22 protein-coding genes, 4 tRNA genes and 1 other RNA gene are annotated in these 22521 nt (G+C 31.1%); 7 read left to right on the top strand and 20 right to left on the bottom strand.

Features of this window, described 5'->3' with window-relative positions:
- Positions 1 to 9: 9 nt before the first annotated feature.
- Positions 10 to 453 carry a hypothetical protein gene (locus L8V82_RS06685; RefSeq protein WP_263675018.1) on the bottom strand — a complete coding sequence of 148 codons (444 nt, stop codon included), beginning with the start codon at positions 451 to 453 and terminating at the stop codon, positions 10 to 12.
- A 52-nt stretch (positions 454 to 505) separates the two neighbouring features.
- On the opposite strand from L8V82_RS06685, the gene ffs reads away from it, so the two are divergent.
- Positions 506 to 603, top strand: an RNA gene (ffs, locus tag L8V82_RS06680) — signal recognition particle sRNA small type.
- A gap of 4 nt (positions 604 to 607) precedes the next feature.
- On the opposite strand, the gene L8V82_RS06675 is transcribed toward ffs, so the two are convergent.
- A complete protein-coding gene (locus L8V82_RS06675; RefSeq protein WP_263724435.1) occupies positions 608 to 1831 on the bottom strand; it encodes an HD domain-containing protein in 1224 nt (407 codons plus the stop codon).
- A gap of 150 nt (positions 1832 to 1981) precedes the next feature.
- Here L8V82_RS06675 and L8V82_RS06670 point away from each other — a divergent pair, with 150 nt between their 5' ends.
- Positions 1982 to 2749, top strand: a complete 768-nt coding sequence (locus tag L8V82_RS06670) for a WG repeat-containing protein (protein WP_263724434.1) — start codon at positions 1982 to 1984, stop codon at positions 2747 to 2749.
- 328 nt (positions 2750 to 3077) lie between these two features.
- Here L8V82_RS06670 and fic read toward each other — a convergent pair whose 3' ends face one another.
- The 4 genes from fic to L8V82_RS06650 form a co-directional block, all read right to left on the bottom strand.
- Positions 3078 to 3689, bottom strand: a complete 612-nt coding sequence (gene fic / locus L8V82_RS06665; protein ID WP_263724433.1) for a protein adenylyltransferase Fic — start codon at positions 3687 to 3689, stop codon at positions 3078 to 3080.
- Between the two features lie 62 nt (positions 3690 to 3751).
- Positions 3752 to 4732 carry an ABC transporter ATP-binding protein gene (locus L8V82_RS06660; RefSeq protein ID WP_263724432.1) on the bottom strand — a complete coding sequence of 327 codons (981 nt, stop codon included), beginning with the start codon at positions 4730 to 4732 and terminating at the stop codon, positions 3752 to 3754.
- Entirely contained in the window at positions 4732 to 6315 is a 1584-nt protein-coding gene (locus L8V82_RS06655; protein WP_263724431.1) for an ABC transporter permease, read from the bottom strand. Before L8V82_RS06655 ends, L8V82_RS06660 begins: the two co-directional genes overlap by 1 nt.
- A gap of 19 nt (positions 6316 to 6334) precedes the next feature.
- On the bottom strand, positions 6335 to 7339 hold the full coding sequence (locus tag L8V82_RS06650) for an extracellular solute-binding protein (protein ID WP_263724430.1): 1005 nt from the start codon (positions 7337 to 7339) through the stop codon (positions 6335 to 6337).
- Positions 7340 to 7529: 190 nt separating this feature from the next.
- Between L8V82_RS06650 and cgb the strand changes: the two genes are divergently transcribed.
- Entirely contained in the window at positions 7530 to 7958 is a 429-nt protein-coding gene (gene cgb, locus L8V82_RS06645; RefSeq protein ID WP_039619438.1) for a single-domain globin Cgb, read from the top strand.
- A 23-nt stretch (positions 7959 to 7981) separates the two neighbouring features.
- Here the strand turns inward: cgb and L8V82_RS06640 are convergent, their stop codons facing one another.
- Genes L8V82_RS06640 through L8V82_RS06600 form a run of 9 tightly spaced genes read right to left on the bottom strand, consistent with a single transcriptional unit; the run spans position 7982 to position 16497 of the window.
- On the bottom strand, positions 7982 to 8455 hold the full coding sequence (locus L8V82_RS06640) for a GlcG/HbpS family heme-binding protein (protein WP_039619439.1): 474 nt from the start codon (positions 8453 to 8455) through the stop codon (positions 7982 to 7984).
- A 9-nt stretch (positions 8456 to 8464) separates the two neighbouring features.
- Positions 8465 to 10093 carry a multidrug ABC transporter permease/ATP-binding protein gene (locus tag L8V82_RS06635; RefSeq protein WP_263724429.1) on the bottom strand — a complete coding sequence of 543 codons (1629 nt, stop codon included), beginning with the start codon at positions 10091 to 10093 and terminating at the stop codon, positions 8465 to 8467.
- Between the two features lie 2 nt (positions 10094 to 10095).
- Entirely contained in the window at positions 10096 to 10668 is a 573-nt protein-coding gene (locus L8V82_RS06630) for a type II secretion system protein (RefSeq protein WP_318529674.1), read from the bottom strand.
- Positions 10665 to 11672: a tRNA (adenosine(37)-N6)-threonylcarbamoyltransferase complex transferase subunit TsaD gene (tsaD, locus tag L8V82_RS06625; protein ID WP_263724428.1), complete on the bottom strand. Its 1008-nt coding sequence runs from the start codon at positions 11670 to 11672 to the stop codon at positions 10665 to 10667. Before tsaD ends, L8V82_RS06630 begins: the two co-directional genes overlap by 4 nt.
- Positions 11669 to 13057: a M99 family carboxypeptidase catalytic domain-containing protein gene (locus tag L8V82_RS06620; protein WP_263724427.1), complete on the bottom strand. Its 1389-nt coding sequence runs from the start codon at positions 13055 to 13057 to the stop codon at positions 11669 to 11671. Before L8V82_RS06620 ends, tsaD begins: the two co-directional genes overlap by 4 nt.
- Positions 13054 to 14133: a 1-deoxy-D-xylulose-5-phosphate reductoisomerase gene (dxr, locus tag L8V82_RS06615; protein ID WP_263724426.1), complete on the bottom strand. Its 1080-nt coding sequence runs from the start codon at positions 14131 to 14133 to the stop codon at positions 13054 to 13056. The genes L8V82_RS06620 and dxr overlap by 4 nt, the downstream gene beginning before the upstream one ends.
- On the bottom strand, positions 14130 to 14858 hold the full coding sequence (locus tag L8V82_RS06610) for a phosphatidate cytidylyltransferase (protein WP_087700494.1): 729 nt from the start codon (positions 14856 to 14858) through the stop codon (positions 14130 to 14132). Before L8V82_RS06610 ends, dxr begins: the two co-directional genes overlap by 4 nt.
- A gap of 11 nt (positions 14859 to 14869) precedes the next feature.
- Positions 14870 to 15190, bottom strand: coding sequence for a hypothetical protein (locus L8V82_RS06605; protein WP_263707378.1), 321 nt, complete (start codon positions 15188 to 15190; stop codon positions 14870 to 14872).
- A 2-nt stretch (positions 15191 to 15192) separates the two neighbouring features.
- On the bottom strand, positions 15193 to 16497 hold the full coding sequence (locus tag L8V82_RS06600; RefSeq protein WP_263724425.1) for an NFACT RNA binding domain-containing protein: 1305 nt from the start codon (positions 16495 to 16497) through the stop codon (positions 15193 to 15195).
- Positions 16498 to 16538: 41 nt separating this feature from the next.
- Here L8V82_RS06600 and L8V82_RS06595 point away from each other — a divergent pair, with 41 nt between their 5' ends.
- Together L8V82_RS06595 and L8V82_RS06590 are read left to right on the top strand one after the other, a co-directional pair.
- Positions 16539 to 17138 (top strand): NTP transferase domain-containing protein, encoded by a 600-nt coding sequence (locus tag L8V82_RS06595; RefSeq protein WP_263724424.1) that lies wholly within the window; start codon positions 16539 to 16541, stop codon positions 17136 to 17138.
- On the top strand, positions 17101 to 18075 hold the full coding sequence (locus L8V82_RS06590; protein WP_263724423.1) for a phospholipase A: 975 nt from the start codon (positions 17101 to 17103) through the stop codon (positions 18073 to 18075). Before L8V82_RS06595 ends, L8V82_RS06590 begins: the two co-directional genes overlap by 38 nt.
- Here L8V82_RS06590 and L8V82_RS06585 read toward each other — a convergent pair.
- Positions 18072 to 19424, bottom strand: a complete 1353-nt coding sequence (locus tag L8V82_RS06585; RefSeq protein WP_263724422.1) for a Na+/H+ antiporter NhaC family protein — start codon at positions 19422 to 19424, stop codon at positions 18072 to 18074. The two genes, L8V82_RS06590 and L8V82_RS06585, sit on opposite strands and share 4 nt — an antisense overlap.
- A 134-nt stretch (positions 19425 to 19558) precedes the next feature.
- Here L8V82_RS06585 and ilvD point away from each other — a divergent pair, with 134 nt between their 5' ends.
- On the top strand, positions 19559 to 21235 hold the full coding sequence (ilvD, locus tag L8V82_RS06580) for a dihydroxy-acid dehydratase (protein ID WP_263675035.1): 1677 nt from the start codon (positions 19559 to 19561) through the stop codon (positions 21233 to 21235).
- 76 nt (positions 21236 to 21311) lie between these two features.
- On the opposite strand, the gene L8V82_RS06575 is transcribed toward ilvD, so the two are convergent.
- The 4 genes from L8V82_RS06575 to L8V82_RS06560 all read right to left on the bottom strand — a co-directional run bounded on the left by L8V82_RS06575 (position 21312) and on the right by L8V82_RS06560 (position 21698).
- A tRNA-Ser gene (locus L8V82_RS06575) sits at positions 21312 to 21399 on the bottom strand.
- A 36-nt stretch (positions 21400 to 21435) separates the two neighbouring features.
- Positions 21436 to 21509, bottom strand: a tRNA-Cys gene (locus L8V82_RS06570).
- 16 nt (positions 21510 to 21525) lie between these two features.
- A tRNA-Leu gene (locus L8V82_RS06565) sits at positions 21526 to 21614 on the bottom strand.
- Positions 21615 to 21623: 9 nt separating this feature from the next.
- Positions 21624 to 21698: transfer RNA gene (locus tag L8V82_RS06560), tRNA-Gly, on the bottom strand.
- Positions 21699 to 21864: 166 nt separating this feature from the next.
- Here L8V82_RS06560 and L8V82_RS06555 point away from each other — a divergent pair.
- A partial coding sequence (locus L8V82_RS06555; RefSeq protein WP_263724421.1) for a cache domain-containing protein occupies positions 21865 to 22521 on the top strand: 657 nt, incomplete at its 3' end.

Genomic DNA, 22521 nt, shown 5'->3' with positions numbered 1-22521 from the left:
TTTAGCCTTTCATGATGGTTCTTTTGAATTTTTTTCTAAAATATATTTTATTTCTTGCTCAAAAAACTCATACACCCTAAGTTGCACTAAAGCTTCTTCTTCATTTTTATCCATTAAACGCTCAAGCCTATGGAAATTAATCTTTTTTGCATATCTTGGATTTTTCTTTAAAAGTAAAGCAATATTTTTAAGTAAAGCATCTAAACTAAGCTCATTTTTTAAAACTCTATCTACATATTCTTTAGAAGTTTGTACTAAAATCGCCTGCCTGCTTTTATCATCTGGATAAACTTCATTTGCAATATCAGCCAAAACTTGCCAAATTTCTGCTTTTATATTTTTATTTGCCACGATAATAGCAGCAAAAGATTTTGCTCTAAATTCTAAAGACAAATGACTAGGAACAAAAAATTCTCTAAATTTAGATAAAAAGTTTGCAAATATACTCAACATACTTCACCTCAATGTTTTTTAAGATATTTTAAGGTATTATTTCAACTGCCTTCTCTTAGACCTGTGCAATGCTATTTTTAAGCACCGCTTCAGGGTGGGAACACAGCAGAGCACTTAGACTTAGTGTGTGCCGCAGTCATCTGGGAGAGGGTTTTTAAAGTTTAAAATACCCTTTAATATCCTCACAAATTCTAAAGAAATTTACCCCATTAATAGTCGGATTTGTTTTAAAATACTCATACATTCCCACAAAACCACTTTCAAGCTCTTTAGACTTTACTCCATAGCTAATCGATAAAGCTGCTTCTATAAAAGCTGCTAATTTATCACAATACTTCAAAGCCTTTCCATCAATAGCCTTAAAACGATCCTCATTAACCGCATCTAAACTACCACTATAAACACTTGGTTTGTTATTAAAAATACGATTTTCAAATTCATTTTTTACAAAGGCACTTTCTTCATTTTGTCCTTCTCTAATACCAAGTATATAGCTAAATTCTTCTCTAAAAGATAGTGGTATAAAAGGTAAAATTTTCTCATTAATAAGCTTCATTTCATACTCATTGATGATTTCATTTAAACCATCTATGCCATATTTTACCGGAGAGATGATATCTCTAGTTAAACTTTCAGGCAAATCGTGAAACAAAGCACAATAAAAATTGCTTTCTATTCTACCATCGCATGCTTTTACTTCTAAAGAATAAAAATAAGACAAAATAGCTACCACAAGCATATGTCCTAAAACCGCAGTTTCAGGAATCCTTGGAGTTTGCGCCCATCTTTTTTGAAAACGCAAGCGTCCGCTTAGATCGATTATTTTAGAAATTTTTTGATTAAGAGCTATTTTTCTTGCACCGATTAATTCATAATAATCTTCTAATTCTTCTTCAACCTTAGCCTTAATCTCATCAATATCACTTAAAAACGAGCTAGTTTGATAAACTATATTAAACTCCCACCTTGTCGCAAAATATGAAGCAGCTTTTAAAATAAGCCTTTCTTTCGCATAATCTTTACCTTGTAAAAAAAGCTCATAGCGTTTTAAAAACTCACCATTTTCAATATCTTGAATCATCGGTGCGATTTTACTTAACACCCAAGCGCTTACCTGCTCATTTTTTGCACGCGTTATCTCATGATACACATCAGGGCGTATATCAGTCACTACTACCCTACTTAAAAACTCAAAAATCCCAGCTTCTATGATAAAGCGCATATTGACATCTTTTTCCATTTTAGCAATAAAATAAGCAATGATAAATTTATGTGCTTGTTTATCAAGCTCGACTAAATTTGTCATTCTAGGATAATCATTCCACCTTGATATAGAAGCTGCTTTAAAAATATGCTCTACTAATTCTACACTAATCATTTATTTCCTTTTTTTGCTGTGATTTTACTTTATTTTATAATCTTTAGCAAATTTTATTTTGATATTATGATTTAATGTTTTATTGTAAAATATTTTTAAACTTATCATCAACATAAATACGAGGCTACTGTGAATAATTTTGAGGAATATTTGGATTTAATAAATAACACAAAATGGGGATTTATAGACAAAAATGGAGATTTTATAATAAAACCGCAATACGATGAAGTTAGAGATTTTCATAATGGATTATCCGTTGCAAAATTCAATGATAAATATGGTTTTATAAACAAAAATGGAGATTTTATAATAAAACCACAATTTGATGAAGTTGGAGATTTTATCGATGGAATATCATGGTTTAAATATGAATGGGATTACACAAACCATAAATATGGCTTTTTAGATAAAAAAGGAAATTTCACAATAGAGCCATTTTTTGATGATATTGGGTATTTTACAAAAGATACAATGCTTGTGCTTTCAGATAGCAAATGGGGAGTTGTAGATAAGAATAATGGTAATTTTATAGTAGAGCCACAATTTGATGATATTAAAAATTTTTCTGAAAAAGTTGTAGCTGTTAAAATAAATTATGAGTGGGGACTTATAGATAAAAATGGTAAATTTATAATAGAGCCACAATTTGACAATATAGAGTGGTTTTGCGAGGACTTTTTTCAAATAAAACTAAACGGTGAATGGGGACTTATAAATAGCCTTGGAGAGATTTTAATAAAACCTAAATTTAACGATGTTAGATTCTTTAAAGAAGAGTTTGCTGGAGTAGAAATTGATGGAAAATGGGGATTTATAGACAAAAATGGGGATTTTATAATAAAACCACAATTTGATGAAGTTGGAGATTTTGAAGAAGGATATGCGAAAGTTGCGATAAAAATTAATAAACAATCTTAAAAAAAATTTTAATTTTTATAAATTTTATGTTATTTTAATTAGAACTTGTGTTTTAATGAGCATTAATTAATATCGCAAATTATTTAAACCGCAAAACACACATTCTAAAACACTACTTTAAGAAAGTTTATATTATAAAAATTTAAATATGAGATTAAAATTATAATTTTTACAATAAAAATTTATCTTTTATAGCATTCTACCCAACTAAAACACAACTCTCAATTTAACAAATAAATACAGTTGTCTAAATTTCAATTTTGGAACAAAATAAACAATATACAAAATATTTTTCTTATATAAAGAAAAAATATTATTGATCATTATTTTAACTAAAAAGCTCTTTTGTTTTATAGAGTGTATATCCTTCATAATAATAGCTTGCGTCAATCCCTCTTGCAAAAATATTAAAACTATGAATGTCATCACTCAAAGCATTTTGAAGTAAAATTTTTATCTCTACATCTTTAATAGGACTTCTTTGCATAGCCATTATATAATCATCTTTATCAATCAAACTCCAATCAACCACCTTTTTCAACTCTTTTTTAAGTATTAAATCAAGCCAAATTCTCATACTTCTGCCATTTCCTTCTCTAAAAGGATGAGCTACATTCATTTCTACATATTTTTCTACAATTTGTTCAAAGCAAGATTGTTCCATAAGTTCTATTTTTTTAATTGCCTCATGTAAATAAACAGCAGGAGCAAATCTAAAATTTCCTTTTGAAATATTTACCTCTCTTATTTTTCCTGCAAAATCATAAATATCTTCAAATAATTTTTGATGAATTATCCTTAAGCTTTCAAAACTTCCTGCTTTTAATGTATCTAAAAAACCACTTTCAAATAAAGCTTTTGCCTTTAGTTTGCTTATTCTTTCTTCTTCTTTGGCCAATTCTAGTTGATTTTTTATACCAAGTTTATTTGTAAGTATCATTTTAAACCTTTAAAGTTTATATTTTATAAGATATTTAATATAAACTTTATTAAATTTATGACTTAAAACTCTTTTGTTTCGCTTAACTTAAGATAAATTTCATCATTTTTACTAAGTTCTTTATGATGATAAATACTAAAAATATGCCCTTCCAAACTCACACTTATCTCATAAAAATCCCCATAAAACACGCATTCTAAAACACTGGCTTTTAAAGGGGTTTGTGAAGTTGAAATTTGTATATCATTAGGGCGTAAAATGCCGTTTTTACTTTGCAAATATGCTTTGAATTTCTCATCTAAAATTGTATTTGGATCTATAAAAAATGCCTCGCCCAAAAAGCAAGCACTATCTATATTTTTAGGCTTATAAAAAAGCTCTTTAGCACTTCCATAGTCTAAAATTTTCCCATCCTTAATCAAAGCGATATTATCTGATAAATAAAAAGCATCGTCTTTATCATGTGTGACAAAAATAGCACTAAGCTTATGTTCTTTCAAGATATTTTTGATTTCTTTGCGCATTTTAACGCTTAAAGTGTGATTTAAATTTGAAAAAGGTTCATCAAAAAGTATGATTTTTGGCCTTGCAACTATGGTTCTTGCTAGTGCTACTCTTTGGGCTTGCCCGCCACTTAGCTCATTTGGATAGCGCTTTAAAAGTGTATTTAAATTTAAAATTTCTAAAACTTCATCAAGTCTTTGTTTTTGCTCATTTTTACTTAATGAGCTTATACCAAAACATATATTTTCTTCTACATTTAAGTGCGGAAACAAAGCATAATCTTGAAACAAAACCCCCACATCACGCTCTTGTGGGGCTAAATACACATTCTTAGAAGCAACTAATTTATCCCCTATATAAATACTACCATCATTGATTTCAAAAAAACCTGCTATACAACCAAGCAAAGAACTCTTACCACAGCCACTTTCTCCCAAAATACTGACAATCTCACCTTCTTTTAAGCTCAAAGAAATTCCTTTTAAAACCTCTGTTTTTCCAAAAGATTTGTAGAGATTGTCAATTTTTAAGATTTCCATTATTGTCCTTTTTGGTTGTTTTTATTTTGCAAATAATGCATTAAAAATGTAGGGATAATCCCAAATAACACTATAATCAAAGATGGCAAAGAAACATTGTAAATTAACTCATTTTCACTATAAGCAAATACAAGCGATGAAAGCGTTTGAAAACCTGAAGGTGAAAGTATAGTCGAAATAGGCAATTCTTTTAAAATATCCACACAAATAATCACCACAGCTAAAGCTAAATAATGCTTCATCAAAGGAAAATGAATTTGAGTGAAAATTTTAAATGGTTTTGATTTTAAGGTTAAATTTGCATAGTCTATATTTTTAGAAATTCGCTCATAGCCTGATTGAGTTGCAAAAATCCCTGAAGCTAAAAACCTCACAAAATACCCAAAAAACAACACCAAAAATCCACCACCTATGGCATATTCAAAAGATAAAAGATCAAAAATATAATTTAACACACCCAAAATCACTAAAATTCCCACAGCCACCACAGCTCCAGGTAAAGAATACCCCAAAGTCGTAAGCCAAAGGATGATTTTAGAAGCTTTTGTATCATTTAAACGTACCACAAAACACAAATAAAATGCCACTCCCACAATAGCAAAAGAACTCACCAAAGCCACGCTAAGGCTATAAAATGCAGGTGTTAATACATTGCTTAAATTTTGCATAAAATCAAACCCAGCCCAATAAACAAGCCATATAATAGGCACGACAAAAGCTAAAAATGCCACTAAAAAGCACCACAAAAAGGCTAAAAATGCCTTAAAGCCTTTTAACTCATCTTTTGGAGTAGGTAAAAATACATTTTGATTAAAGCCTTTTTTACCTCTTTGAATTTTTTCTAAAAGCATTAAAAGTGCGATAAATACAAGCAAAGCCACACTCAAAGCCACAGCACTGACTTCATCACCGCCACTTCCCCATGTTCTAAAAATTCCTGCACTAAAAGTATCTACACCAAAATACGCCACTAAGCCATAATCACTCAAAACTTCCATAGCCACCAACAGCAAAGCACCCACTATACCCACACGGCAAAATGGCAAAATCACTTTAAAAAATGTTTTTAAATTAGAAGCCTTAAGCGTTTTAGCACTTAAAATGATATTTCCAAGTCCATAAGCAAAAGTATTTTTAGCAAAAAAATACACATAAGGATAAAGCGCAAAAGATAAAATCACAATCACCCCATATGCATTCATGATATCTATACGCCTATCAACCCCTAAAAGCGTGGGAATTAAACCTTGAAATTCAAACAAATCAATCCAAACAAAACCCATCACATAAGAAGGTATAGCCAAAGGTAAAATCAAAAACCATTCAAAAAATTTCGAGCCAAAAAATTTATAAAAAGCTATCAAATAAGCACTAACTAAACCTATAATCAAACACAGCACTAAAGTACCAAACAATATAAAAGCACTACCAAAAATATATCGTGGCAAGACATTTTTACTCAAATGTTTTAAGGTGTTAATATCTATAAAAGGAAGGTGTAAGATAATGGCAAGTATAGGCAGTATGATTAAACTACAGAAAAAAAAGGTGGCAAAAGACCACCTTAGACTTAAAAATTTCAAATTTTATTTTTCCTTAAAATTATTTCCATTGAACTTCATCAAAAATCATTAAAGCTTCTTTAGCATTACCCCAGTAAGCTTCAAAATTTGGTTTTTCGATTTTAAACTCGCCCCATGATTGTAAAATTTTAGCAGGTTTTACTTCTTTATTTACCGGATACTCATAGTTTTGGTTTGTTAAAATTTCTTGTGCTTCTTTTGAAAGCATAAACTCGATAAATTTAACCGCAGCTTCTTTATTTTTAGAAGTTTTTAAAACACCTATACCACTTACATTGATATGCGTTCCTCTATCATCTTGGTTTGGAAAAATCACTTTTACTGAATTTGCAGCTTCAACATCTTTAGGATTTTTTGAATTTGCTAAATGACCTAGATAATAACTATTTGATATAGCTACATCGCCTTCTTTTGCATAGATTGCACGAATTTGATCACGATCCCCACCTTTTGGAGTGCGTGCAAGATTATTTGCTATGCCTTGAGCCCATTCTTTTGCTTTTTCTTTGCCCAAAGTATCTATCATAGCACTTAATAAAGAGATATTATAAACATTATTTGAACTTCTTACTAAAACTTTACCTTTAAATTTAGGATCAGTTAAATCCTCATAAGTTTTAATCTCTCCATCTTTAATTCTATCTTTAGAAGCGATGATGATTCTTGCTCTTGTTGTAAAAGCATACCATTCGTTGTTTTTACCTCTTAATTCTTTTGGAGAAAGTTTTTCTAACTCAGGCGAGCTAACTGATACAAAAAGATTATTTGTGCGAACTTGCTCTAAATTTCCCGCATCAGCAGTCATAAACAAATCTGCCTTTGAATTTTTACCTTCAACTTCCAATCTTTTAGCAAGCTCATTAGCCTTAGCTTGCACCACATTTACACTAATGCCTGTTTTTTCTTGAAATAATTTGAAAATTCCTTTATCAGAATCATAATGACGATGAGAATAAATCGTAAGCTCTTGAGCACTTAAACTCATAGCAGTTAGTAAAGATAGTAAAACTACTTTTGCTTTCATTTTATAAATTTCCTTAATTTTAAATTTTGAAATTGATAAGGATTATTATATTAATAATTCACTTTATATTTACTTAAATTGATACACATAATCATTTTAAAATAAAATAATACAAAATTAACATAAATCAAGATATTTTTTATCTTATTTTTATATAATCATCAAAAATACAATATACAAAGGAGAAAAAATGACTCAAGAACAAATTCAAATCATCAAAGATTGTGTGCCGGTTTTACAAAAAAATGGCGAAGTTTTAACTAAAGAATTTTATAAAATCATGTTTGAAGAATATCCTGAAGTAAAACCTATGTTTAATATGGAAAAACAAGCTTCAGGCGAGCAACCAAAAGCTTTAGCAATGGCTATTTTAATGGCAGCAAAAAATGTAGAAAATTTAGAAAATATGAGAAGCTTTGTTGATAAAGTAGCTATCACTCATACAAAATTAAATGTCAAAGAAGAACATTACCCTATAGTAGGTGCTTGTCTTTTAAAGGCTATTAAAGTAGTGCTAAATGCAGATGAAACTACACTAAAAGCTTGGGAGGAAGCTTACAAAGCTATCGCGCAATTTTACATAGACATTGAAAAAGAAATTTATGCAAAAGCTAAGTAATCATAGGCTTTGATTTTCAAAGCCTATTTTAAAAATGCTATCCCTGCTTTAGCTATTTTTACATCCTCATCTAAGTGTGCTCCACCCACACCTATACCACCAACAACAACTCCATCTATAAAAATCGGCACCCCACCAGGCATAATGGAAAACTTATCATCTAAATAACGAATATCCTCAGGTATTTTACCCTCTTTTACACCTTTAAAAATAACAGCTGTTTCTCTTTTTTGCGAAGTGGCTGTGTAAGCTTTTTTATAACTAGCATTAAGCGTATGCACACCTGCTTTATCATCTCTTAAAACCGCTAAAATTTGACCAGATTTATCTACTATGGTAATACTTACATGAAAGCCATTTTTTCTTGCTTCTTTCTTTGCAAGCTCCAAAATCCCTTCAACCATTTGTGTAGTTAGCACAGGCTCTTTTACAAGCTCAAAAGATTTTGCCATCAAACTTACTCCTAAAAATACACATAAAATAAGTAATTTTTTCATTTTTTTCCTTTAAAATTTTTCTACCGCATTTTTTGCTAATTCTTTTATATCGCCTTTTAATTCACAAATTTGACCATTTTGTGCGAGTAAAATTCTATCAGCCATATCAAAATACACATCATCATGAGTTATAGCAAATATAGTAATACCTTTTTGCTTTAAAAGTGGCAAAAGTTTAGTATAAAAAAACTTCCTAAACATAGGATCTTGATCAGCAGCCCACTCATCTAAAATCAAAATATCTCTTTTTTCAAGCAAAGCATTAAGCATAGCTAGACGCTTTTTTTGTCCAGCTGAGAGCTTTATAGTGCTAAAAGTATTTTCTACAAGCTCTACTTTTTCATTAAGTTCTAAAATTTCAAGCCAGTATGCTAAGTCCTCTTTGCTAAATTTTTCATCTTCTAAAACATGCTCAAATAAATGAAAATCACTAAAAATCGCGCTAATTAAACTTCTATACTCATACATATTTTCTGAAGTTATTTTTTCATCATCTAAAAAAATACTTCCTTTAAAATCTGTAAAAAGCCCTGCTAAAATCATAGAAAAAGTAGATTTACCGCTACCATTTTTACCTATTAAAAATATACATTCGCCTTTTTTAAGCTCAAAATTTACAGGTTTTAGTGCAAATTTTTCATTGTATGCAAAAGACACATCTTTAAAAGAAAGTTTTTGCCAAGTTTTTTTATTTTGACTGAGTTTAAACTCATGAGAATAGTTTTCTAAATTTAAATTTGAAATTTTATCTAAAGCGATTTTTGCCATCATAAGCGTAGGAAAACTTCCTATCATAGCTCCAAGTGGCGCTCTTAAAAAAAGCACACTCAAAGCGATAGTCGTAGCACTTTGCAAACTAGCAAGTTCATAGCTTAAAGCTATATAAAACTCCACTCCTACTAAGGCTAGCATAGCACTATTACTCCAGTTGTTAGATAAAATATGCAAGATATTTCCCATAGTAGAGCTTTTTTTCTTTTTCAGAGCATTTTTTTCAAACTCATTTTCATAATAATACTTCGCCCTTAAAGGATTTAAGGTTAGTTCCTTATGTCCTTGTAAAATATTTTGATAGTTTTTTTGCAAAGCATCATCATTTTCCCTAGCATTTTTAAAATAAAAATACACCTTGCTCATCAAAAAATTATCCACCAAAAAAACACACACTATCCACGCTAAACACAAAAAGAAAATTTCTAAAGAAAGATAAGCTATATAAGCACTTACACAAATGATCAAAACACTTGATTGTATAAATTCAGGAAGCCTTAAAAGCCCGAAAGAAATACTACGCACATCATTATTCAAAGAAGCTAAAATTTTTGCTTTAGTAGTGTTTAAAATACTCAAAACACTTGTATCTAAAATTTGCTTTACAACCCTTCTTTGCATTTTAAAAATAAAACTTTGCCCAAACAAACTTAGAGCAATTTCTACAAAAGAAGAACTCGCAAAAAATACAAGCAATAAAAGCACAAAATACACGATAATATTTGAGTTTTCAAGGCTAGTTTTTAATAAAAACTCATTAATAAAAACTAAAGTCAATACGCCTAGCAAGCTTGTAAAAATACTAAAAAGCAAAAAAAGAATGATTTTAAGTTTATTTTCTTTAAAAAGTATCAATATAAATTGCAACTTTAACTACCACTTAAAAAATACACCCTAGTAGCTAAGTCTTTAAAAGCTTTAGAGTGGATTAGACTTTGGCAAGCCTTAGACTTTGAAGTGCTTGAAAATTCGCTTTGACTAAAAGCATTTAAAGCCTCATCTAGTTGAGTTTTTATACTTTGATTTTTAGGATCTTTCAAAGCTTTATTTTTTAAATCTGCTATATTTTGGGCTTTGCTTTTTTGAGCATTATCTACTATAAGTGCTAAAAGCAAAATGCTTTCTTTATCCACAAAAAGTACTTTAAAACACTGCTCATCATTTCCTACACTAAAATCAAGCTCTTTGGTGGAATTTTGCAAAGTTGATAAATCTTCATTTTTTACATTTGCTACATTACTCATCAAAGCTATGCTTGAAAGACTTTCATTTTTTAACACATAAGCACTTATATCATTGATAAAAGTTTTTAAATTTCCCAAAGCTTGAGCTGTACTTGCTTCATCTTTACTTGTGCTAAATTTTGGCAAAGCAACCGCAGCTAAAACCCCAAGTATGATCACCACAAACACAAGCTCTATAATAGTAAAAGCCTTTTTCATAATACGCCTTGTAAGTTTTTTACTTTAGGGCTTATAAGATCATCTTCAATACTTACAAATTCTTTACGTTCATAAGCTTCACAAGCCGCCCTTGCTATCATCAAAGCATTATCTGAGCAATACTCAAGTGGAGCTAGCAAAAGCTCACATTGATAGCTTTGGCATAAATGCTCTATTTGACTTCTTAAGCTTAAATTTGCACTAGCTCCGCCTACTATGCCAAAACGCTTAAATTTATACTCTTTAAAAATTTTTTCTAGCTTGTTTAAAATATGAGCTATGGCTGCTTTTTGAAATGCAAAGGCGATTTTGCTTTTACGCTCTAAGCTTAACTCTTCTTTTAAAATTTCCAAACGCACTTGGTTTTTAAGTCCTGAAAAACTATAAGCTAGGTCTTTAGAATGAAGCAAAGGTATGCTAAATTCTAAATCGCTTTCTTTTACATTTTTAGCTAAATTTTCTATGATAGCCCCACCAGGATAACCAAGCCCCATCATCTTAGCTACTTTATCAAAGCTTTCTCCAAAGCTATCATCGGTTGTTCTTGCTAGTTCTGTGATTTTACCTTGCTCATTAATAAAAAGCACCATAGTATGCCCACCACTTACAAGCAATACACCCATATCAAAACTAGCTTTTTTATCTAAAAACATAGAGTAGATATGCCCTTTTAAGTGGTTAATCGCTATAAGTGGTAAATTTAAACTAATGGCAAGCATTTTAGCCATAGCTACCCCACCTATCAAACTCACACTAAGACCAGGTTCATTTGTAACTGCTATGGCACAAAGTTTGTCAAAGTATTTTTGGCATTTTTCTAAGATTTTAGGTAAGGCTTCACTGTGCAATCTTGCTGCAAGCTCAGGCACTACCCCTCCATAAACACTATGAGCATTTTCTTGAGAAATCTTTGTATGAAAAATGCATTCAAAGCTGTTTTTATCTATGATAGCAATAGAACTATCATCACACGAGCTTTCTATGGCAAGGATTAGGCTTTTCATTGAAATTCCACTAAAATCATGCCGATAAATTTGTCTTTTTCTTCTGCTTTTTCTATGGCTTTTGCAGGTATGTTTGCTTTTTTGATTTCTTTAAAATTTGTCTTTTTTTCTAAGGCTTGATCGGCTAAATTTGCATTTTTTAACTCATAAAATTCCACTCTATAAATTTTTCTTTTTTTATCTAAAGAATAACGACTTTGCATTTGATTTTTACTTATTTCTATACCGCTTTCATCATTACCCCTATCAAAACCTATGACATTAACCCTTACACCTACAATAGGAGGAATTTTAAAACTATTTTTTACCATGATTTTTTGAGCAAAATTTGTTTGTATATTTTTTCCATCTACTATCATTTCAACACTATCTAGGGCATTTGAAAACTCAAAGTATTCAGGGTATAGTCTAGTTTGCAAGCGATTGCCGTAATTGACTGAGTATGAATTGGCATTTGAAATCACTGCTGTAATTTCATTGCTTGCTTCATAATTTAAAGCTTGGTTGGTGGGAAAAGGTAAAAAATTCACTCTATTAGCGGGTTTGTCAAGATAAAGTAAAATTTTATCATTAAAAAGTCTTACTTCCAAAGGCTTTTCAATGGCTCTATAAACCCCATTTGGAGTTAGCTCAAAAGTTCTTTGAAATTCTATATTTGCCTTTTTTAGATAATACTCCACCGCCAAAAGATGATAATACACTCTTAAATGTGTTGGTAAATTTTTACTCGCTTCATTAGCAAAGGCTGCTTTGTGATTTGACACCACAAAATAAGTTAAAGCCTTTAGCATATCTTTGTCATTACTTTCTTGGGTTTTGGTGTTTTTTAAATGATATTGATGTTCTTCTTTTACCAAAGCTTTATTGATATTTTCTACCGCTTCTTTAGCTATGCTTTCTAAGTCTGCATATTTTGTAGAATTTACCTCACTTTGATCGATAATGCTAGTATTACCCCAGCGGTTTGGATTTTTATCTTTGCTTTCATATTGTGGTCTATAAAAACCACTTCCATCGTGTAAATTTATGACCATATTAACTTCAGGGTCTAAAATAAGCTTTTTTATACGCTCTATGGTGTGGAAATCAGGATCGTTTTCATCTATATGGGCAAATTTTCTATTTAAATCTCCAAAATTTCCCCTATTTCTAGCAATAATACTTTCAAAAGCCAAATTTGGCGCAACGATAATTTTACCTTTAGTGATATTATAATCACTCAAAAGCAAGCTAGCCGCATGAAATCCACCTGGCTCATCTCCTTGTATGCCTCCAAGGATTAAAACTGTGTTATTATCATCTAAACTTTTTCCATTTTCCTTCACACTAAATTCTAAAGCAAAAACTGCATTTATAAAAATCAAAACACTTAAAAAATATCTCACTTCATTTCCTTATCTAAATAAAGCCTTACTTGTTTATCGTACTCAAAAACATCTTCAATTTGGTTAATCTTTGGCACACCAAAATGATCTAATGCTTTAAAAATTCCTTTAGCTATGTCTAAAAACTGTGCTTTTTGGGCTAAAAATTGATACACCATATATTCATTTGCACTATTTATAATCACACCCAAATCAGGCTCTTTCAAAAGTTCATCTTTGAGTGAAAATATAGGATATTTTTTTAAACTAATTTTTTCAAATTTTAAACTTGGTATAGCCAACAAATCTAAATTTTCTATAAAGCTTTGATCATGCTCATCTAAAATCGCTTGAGCTATAGACAAACACATATTTGCATGAGAAAAATACGCACTTATACCACCGTCTTTAAACTCGCACAAAGCATGTACTAAAGATTTTCTTTCTATCAAGGCATCTATTTGTTTAATGCCATAAAGATGATAAGCTTCGATGATTTCAAAAAGCTTATTGCACATACTAGCACTATCTATGGTGATCTTAGCTCCCATACTCCAGTTGGGGTGCTTAAGGGCTTCTTTTACGCTGACATTTTTTAAATCTTTGATTTTATAATTATAAAAAGCCCCGCCACTTGCTGTGATGAAAAGTTTTTTAATGTCTTTTCTTTTATCTATCAAACACTTTAGTGCTGCGTGTTCGCTATCTATAGCTTTAACCTTAGAAGTGTCAAAAAATTTTCCTGCTACTACTAGGCTTTCTTTGTTTGCTAGGGCTAAGGTTTTACCAAGCTTTTGTGCCATAAGACTTGAGTTTAACCCCGCAAAACCTACTATAGCATTTACCACTAAAGAGCTTTTGCACTCAGCTATCATCGCTTTTAAGCCCTCTTGAGCACAAAAAATCTTATCATGATCAACTAAGGTTTTATCTTTTTCATCTTGTATACATACAAATTTAGGCTTAAAAAGAGCTATTTGCTCATTTAAAAGCTTGATATTTTTACCACAAGATAAAGCTTCTATGCTTATGTTTTTTTCTTTAGCAATAAAAAGAGTATTAACCCCTATACTTCCCGTGCTTCCAAGTACAATCATACTAAAGTTGCCATTGCAAATGCTGCAATGATAACAGCATCAATTCTATCTAAAACTCCCCCATGTCCTGGGATTAAATTACCGCTATCTTTAATGCCTGCTTGTCTTTTAAAATAACTCTCAAGCAAATCCCCTATCACAGCAAAAATAGCTACGATTAAAGATATATAAATACTTTTTACTAAGCTAAATTCAAAAGAACCTATAATAGTTCCTAAAATCCCTGCACAAACTATGCCACCTACTACACCTTCTAAAGTTTTATTTGGACTTGTTGGAGAAAAAGCTCTCTCGCCAATGAGTTTTCCTATAAAATACGCCCCACTATCACAAGCAACAACAATCACTATAAGCCAAAACAATACAAACATACCCTCATAGCTTAATACTTGATAAAGCATTAAAATAGGTAAAGTAGGATATATATAAGGCATAAGCTCATTTAAATTTTCACTTTTTTTATAAACTAAATACCCCAAAATCAAAATCAAAGCCATAAGACCTATAAAGAAAGGTTTATCTAAAAATGCTCCTATTGCAAAAATACACAAAGCCACAAAAGCACTTGCGTGTTTGCTTTTAAACATAGCTTTTGCTTCATTAAATGCCAAAAACAATAAAACACCAAAAATAGCAAAATTAATCAAAAAATTATCCACTAAAGCAACAACAGCTATCACAGCTATCATCACAATAGCACTAAGAATTCTTGTCTTTGAAAACATTTTTATCCTTTCTATATACTTAAATCAAGCAAATGAGAGCTTTTTTTAACTACTTCTTGCTCTTCTTGTTCATCTTCATCTTCTTGCTCTTGTTCTTGATGATGTTTAGAATGCTTCTTTTCTTCCTCTTGTCTTTCTTTTACCTCATCGCTTACTTCGTGAGTTTGATTGACTTTTTCAAGTTTTTCAACTGTTTTTTCTTTTGCTTGAAACTCACTCATATTCACTAAAGTCGCAAAAGAATCTTTTGCTAGCTCATTGCTTACTTGTGCTGAATGTACCGGTGCATTTTGGTTAGCATAATTAACGCCACCTATGGGACTTATAGGCATATTCACTCCTTTAAAATGCTTATAGTCTTATAATTTGTATAATTTACAAAAGCCTTTTCTCTAACCTTAACAAAATTCTTACTCGTATAATCGACCAAATAAGCTCCAGAGCTTAGCTTGGAAAATTCCACACAAAGTTTTGCTGCAAATTCTAGCACTAATTGACTTATTTTTAATTTATTTGAAGTAATGATTACATGTGCACTAGGATAATCTTTCACATGTAGCCAAATATCATCTTTTTTAGCTATTTTTAACAAGTATTCATTAGCTTTTTCATTGCGTCCTACGCTGATTTTAAACTCATCAAAATAAAAGCTACTAACCCCTGCATTTAACTCTTCTTTTTTGGTTTTTTTACTTTTTTTAGGCATTAAAACTTCTAATTCTCGCAAAGAAGTGCTTTTAGTGATTAAATCTTTTAAATTGATTAAAAAATCAAGTTTTTCACTTAAAATTTCTCTTTCTATATTGATATTTTTAGCCTTTTGTTTTAGCTTTTTAGCCATTTTATAAAATTCATTCGCACTATTTTTAGGTGTATCTTCGAGTTTAAAAGCAAGTTCATTTGCATTAAAATCTTGCAAAATAAATTCTCTTTGATAATCTTTTAAAGAATTTAAATTAGCAAATAAAACATCTGCTTTTTGGCTTAATTCTTGAGCTTTTTTTAATAAATTGCTTTCTTGTTCTAAATTTTCTATACTCTCTTTAAGGGTAAAGATTTTTTTATCTACATTTAAAAGTTTATTTTCTTTTATATCTTTTAAGCGCTCTTGCTGTAACTTTTTAGCACTTTCTTTAAAATACACATTAAAATCATCAATCTTTACAAACTTTTCTTTGATCTCATAAGCTTTTAAAGCTTGAAGTTTTTCGCCTATTTTTACAATACGGTAGCTTTTATCTATATGGCGTAAAGCTTCTATGATAATATCATTAGCGTCTGTGATGATTACATTAGTGTTTTTTCCTGTAAATTCAAAATAAATCTTAGCTCCATAAGCTTTGTAAGATTTTTCTGATAAAACTTCAAAAGATAAAATTCTATTATTTTCTAATACTTCTAAATTTAAAATCTTTGCATTAGAAAAGTATTTTTTTAACATAAAATCAAAAGGTGCGTTATAGACTTTTGCTTGGAGCTTATCTTGGTAAATTCCACTTTTTCCGCGTGTTAAATCTAGTATAAAAGCTTGATGATCTAAGCTAAGCTCTAAGATATTATCATCAAGGCGTTTGAGATAATTTAGCCTTTGAAATTGTTTAAAATAATCTTTTATTTGTATTAAATCTGTATATTTCATAAATGTATTATAAAATATTTTGATGAATTTATGAGGTTTTTATGAGTGAAAAAATTCCCTATCCTTGTGTGATTTTATGTGGTGGAAAGTCTTCACGCATGGGAGAAGATAAAAGCTTATTGCAAGTAGATGATAAAAACTTAACTCTTTATCAATATGAAAAAATGTCAAGGATTTTTAATCAAGTTTTTATTAGCACCAAAAAAGATAAATTTCATCAAAAAAACTTAGCACTTATTTTAGATGAGGATTTAAACAACTACTCCCCGCTCATTGCCTTAAATTCCATACTCAAACATTTTCAAAACACCTATGTATTTATCCTTAGCGTGGATAGCCCAAACATAAGCAAAGAAAGTATTTTTAGACTTTTTCATCATCTAAAATCACAAAATATACTCTTAGCAAGCACAAAAAAACACAAGCATTATTTATGTGGATTTTATCATGGTAGAAATTTTGAAAAAACTTTGCAATTTTTACAAGAAAATAACCATAAACTAGCTCTTTTTTGTGATACAATGAAAGCAGAATTTATAGATTTTAAAAATGAAAATGAGTTTATAAATTTAAATTATTTAAACGAATACAAAAAGTGGCTTCATGAAAAGGATAATTCTACCCATACTATGTGCTTTTAGTGCTTTAGCAAATGAGGATTTAATCAATCAAGCCTTAGAATATGAAAGGCAAGGTAAGTACAAAAAAGCTATGCAAATTTATAAAAGCTTAGTTTTAAAAGATACAGCAAAAACAAAAAATTTGGAACTTTCTCTTAATAATGAGCAAAATACAACAAAAGAACGCAAAATAGATGATTTTAACCCAAGAAGCGAAGCTTTGGCAAATTACCTTGGCACAGAAAAATCATATAATCCTTTTGGTATTAGCACGCATAATCTTAGCTATTTTATGCCTATTTCTTATAGTTTTAGCAAAAGAGATTATAAAAGCACTGAAACTAAATTTCAAGTAAGTCTTAAAAAAACTCTTTTTGAAAATCTTTTGGGTTTAAATGAAAGTTACAACATAGCTTATACACAAATTTCGTGGTGGCAACTTTATGAACATTCATCGCCTTTTAGAGAGACTAATTATTTACCTGAATTTTTCATCAATTTTCCTATAAGTGGGCATGGAGCTTTTGAAAATTTAAAAAATGTACGCGTTGGTTTATTACACGAATCAAACGGGCAAGATGATCCAAAATCAAGATCTTGGAATAGAATTTATCTAAGCAATGCATGGTTTTTTGGGGACTTTGTGTTTATACCTAGAGTTTGGCTAAGAATTCCTGAAAAAAGCTCAGAAGATGATAATCCTGATATAGAAAAATACTTGGGCAATTTTGATATCAATCTTGCTTATACTCAAGATGATTATTTTATCAATATCTTATGGCGTAATAATTTAAATTTTGCTAATAACCGCGGTGCAGTGGAAATAAGCGGAGCTTATAAAATTTCTAACAATGGCTTGTATATTTACACTCAGTATTTTAATGGTTATGGTGAGAGTCTTATTGAGTATAATAAATCTTCAAGCAGACTCTCAAGTGGAATTTTGCTAATGTATTAAAGCAAACAAAATGCTATAACACTACCTAAGATAAGTAAAGAGCCATTAAAACATAAAAAGGTTGGTATGCAAGTATCTTTGATGTGATCACCTTGCTTATCTGCATTAAGCCCTACGCTCACTCCTAAAGTTGTTTCACTAGCAGGCGATCCTGCATCGCCTAAAGCTCCAGCAACACCGATGATAAAAATAATCGCAGCAGGTGAAAAACCAAGCTCTATACATATAGGACAAAACAAAGCAGCGATGATAGGAATAGTCCCAAAAGAACTACCTATGCCTATGGTGATTAAAAGCCCTATGGCTAGCATGATAAAAATAGCTAAAAAGTGACTTTGCTCCATAAAAGGCACGCTTGTTTTTACAAGCTCAGCTATACCCCCACTTTGCTTTAAAACCTCTCCATATCCTGAAGCAACAAGCATTACAAAAGCTATATAACCCATGATTTTAAGCCCATCATCAAAAACTAAATTAACTTTGTTATACTCTACTCCACCCAAAATTACCATCAAAACAAAACCTAAAAGCCCTGATAAAGGTAAATTTTGCGTTAAAATTTGCAAAATCAAAGTCAGCCCAAGACCAGCTAAAACACCCCATTCTTTTTTACTCATTTTTAGATTTTCAAAGTCCATTTTAGCAATTTGCTCTTCTTGATATTCTCTTGGCTTAGCATAAAATACAAACACAGCCAAAAACAAACCAACTAGCATACAAATAGCCGCAAAAGCCATAGTTTGAGAAACCTCTCCTAGGCTAATTTGCACTCCATTTGAATTTAAATTATCCACAAGCAAAGTTTGAAAAATAAGTCCAAAACCTAAAGGCACTACCATATAAGGAGTTGTAAGTCCAAAAGTTAGCGCACAAGCTATGGCTCTACGGTCTATTTTTAACTTATTAAAAAGTTTTAACAAAGGTGGGATCAATAAAGGCACAAAAGCCACGTGGATAGGGATTAAATTTTGTGAAAAACAAGCAATAAACGCCAAAGAAAGTATAAGTAAGTATTTTTTATGTGAAATATAATGCGAAACTATTTTAATCAAATATGCTGTTAGATTAGTTTTTGATATAGCAGCAGCCACTGCTCCAAGTAAAATATAACTTAGTGCTGTTTGTAAATTTCCTTGCATACCGTCAATTAAAACTTTCATAGAATCCATCATAGCTTGTGGAAGTTGGGTAAAAAACTCCATCAAAGTTAAATGCTCTACATTCATAAATTTAGACCAAACGCCCACAAAAAGCCCAGAAAGCAAAACACTAAGCAAAACATTAAACCTAAAAAAACACAAAAGCGTCATTAACACAACGCCTATAAATACTGGATTAGTTAAAAGCATTACATTCCTTAAATCAAAATAATTTCACATTTTAAATAATTTTCTTTAAAATACCATTTAAGTTTAAAAAATTTAAGCAAAAATTGCAAAATAAAAGCATAAAATGATAGTTTTTACTTTAAAAAAGGATACAAATGAGAAGTGACGCGATCAAAAAAGGACATTTAAAAGCACCAAATCGCTCTTTGCTTAGAGCATGTGGCTTAAATGATGAGGATTTTAACAAGCCTTTTATAGGTGTGGCAAATAGCTATATAGATATCATCCCGGGGCATTTTTTCTTAAATGAATATGCAAAAATCATTAAAGATGAAATCCGCAAAAATGGTTGCATTCCTTTTGAATTTAACACCATAGGTGTTGATGATGGTATAGCTATGGGGCATGATGGTATGCTTTATTCTTTACCAAGTCGTGAAATCATCGCAAACTCTATTGAAACAGTGATGAACGCACACCAACTTGATGCACTAATTTGTATCCCAAATTGTGACAAAATCACTCCAGGTATGCTCATGGGGGCTTTAAGAGTTAATGTGCCAACTATTTTTGTGAGTGGTGGGCCTATGAGAGCAGGAGTAAATAAACATGGAGAAAAAATCAGCCTAAGTTCTGTTTTTGAAGCAGTGGGAGCTTATGAGGCTAAAAAAATCGATGAAGATGATTTAAAAGATATAGAATGCAAGGCCTGTCCTAGCGGTGGATCTTGCTCGGGTATGTTTACTGCAAATTCTATGAATACTTTATGTGAAGCTATGGGCATAGCGCTAGAAGGAAATGGAACTATTTTAGCACTTAGCAAAGAAAGAGAAGAGCTTTTAAGAAAGGCTGCGCGTAGAATTTGTGAGATTGCTCTAGATGAGCGTTTTAAAATTCGTAATATCATCACTAAAAAGTCCATTAACAATGCTTTAGTTGTTGATATGGCTATGGGCGGAAGCTCAAATACTATCTTACATATGCTTGCCATTGCTTATGAAGCAGGTGTAAATTTAGATATAAAAGAACTCAATCACATCAGTGCTAATGTAGCTCATATAGCTAAAATCGCCCCATCTTTAAATACTGTTTATATGGAAGATATACATAAAGCAGGTGGGGTAAGTGCAGTAATGGCTGAAATAGCTAAAAAACCAGGCCATATTTTAGAACTTGATACTCTAGATATTAGTGGAAAAACTTTAAAAGAACGCATTGAGAATGCTAGCATTAAAGATGAAAATATTATAAGAAAAATAGACAATGCCTATTCAAATGTAGGTGGGCTTGCTATACTTTTTGGGAATTTAGCCAAGCAAGGCTGTGTGATAAAAACTGCAGGTATTATGGGTGAGCGTAAATTCAAAGGAAAAGCGGTTTGTTTTAACTCTCAAGAAGAAGCCATTAAAGGCATTATAAAAGGTAAAGTTAAAGAAGGTGATGTATGCGTAATACGCTATGAAGGGCCAAAAGGCGGACCTGGTATGCAAGAAATGCTTAGTCCAACTTCATTGCTCACAGGTATGGGACTTGGTGCTAAAGTTGCACTTATAACAGATGGTCGTTTTAGTGGAGCTACAAGAGGACTTAGTATAGGTCACATTTCTCCTGAAGCTGCCGAAGGTGGGCTTATAGCGCTTTTAGAAGATGGCGATGAAATAGAGATTAATGTAGATACTTACAGTATCAATGCAAATTTAACTCAAGATGAAATTACCAAACGCAAAGCAAACTTTAAAATGCCAAATAAACAAGTAAATTCAAGATGGCTTAAAATGTATCAAAAGCTTGTAAGTAATGCTAGCAAGGGTGGAGTTTTAGACTTAGAATAATTTTCTTAATTTCTTTAAGAAATTAAGAAATATCTTTTTAAATGTGAAAACAAAAATATGAAAAATTATGTTAAAGTGGCCGGGAGAAAGGGATTCGAACCCCTGGAGGTGTGACCCTCAACGGTTTTCAAGACCGCCGCTTTCGACCACTCAGCCATCTCCCGTATAAAGAATAAAAATATCAAGTATTAACATCGCATTGGAGGCGACATCCGGATTCGAACCGGAGATCAAGGCTTTGCAGGCCCATGCCTTACCGCTTGGCTATGTCGCCTTGAGTTACCAAAAAGTGGTGCCCGAGGCCGGACTTGAACCGGCACGGAAGAAAAATTCCGAGGGATTTTAAGTCCCTTGTGTCTACCAATTCCACCACCCGGGCGGGTGATAATGGAGCGGGAAACGAGATTCGAACTCGCGACCCCAACCTTGGCAAGGTTGTGCTCTACCCCTGAGCTATTCCCGCATTAAAATTGAAATTATATCTATTAAAGCTTAAAGATATATAAAAACATTAATTTTTTTCGTTTTTTAATTATTATTTTTCATTTTAAAAAGATTAAAATTTTATTTTTTTCTAATTATTTTAAAAGTAAAATACTTGATTAAAAACAAAAAATAAAGGAGCAAGAATGTTTAAATTTAACAGTTTATCTAATAAACTGACTATAATAGCTTGTTTTTTAATAGCTGTTATATTAATAGTGGTTAATGTTATTAACTATTACCAATCTAAAGAAAGTACAAGTTATTATCTTGAAGAAATTCAGAAAAAAACTATGTATGATGTTAATGAAGCATATAAAATATACTCTAATAGCAAAAGAACTGCTATTGCTTCTATAGTTAAATTTGTAGAAAGAAATCCAAATGCGGATACAATGGAAATTTTTGATGCTTTAAGCACCATAAAAGAATCAGCTGGTTTTGATGTGGTTTATCTTGGATTTGAAAGTAATGGTAAATTATATCAATCTAATAGAATTATAAGAAGCCCTGAAGATACAGGATTTGACGCAAGAACAAGATCATGGTACCAAGAGGCTAAAGCAGCAGGAAAACTTGTAGTATCTGATCCTTATAAAAGCATTGAAGATGGCTCGGTTACTCTTTCTTATACAGCTCCAATTTACAAAAATAATAAACTTTTAGCTGTAGTTGGGGGAGATTACAACCTTAACACTTTCTCTAAAGATGTTTTAGCTCTAGGACATTCTGAAAGCTCTTATGCAGGTGTATATGATAAAGATGGTGTAGTAATCTTCCACGAAGATAAGGAAAAAGTACTT

The sequence above is a fragment of the Campylobacter sp. IFREMER_LSEM_CL2151 genome (assembly GCF_025771725.1).
Classification (GTDB): Bacteria; Campylobacterota; Campylobacteria; order Campylobacterales; family Campylobacteraceae; genus Campylobacter_D; species Campylobacter_D lari_C.
This window is presented reverse-complemented; position numbering and strand designations above follow the sequence as displayed.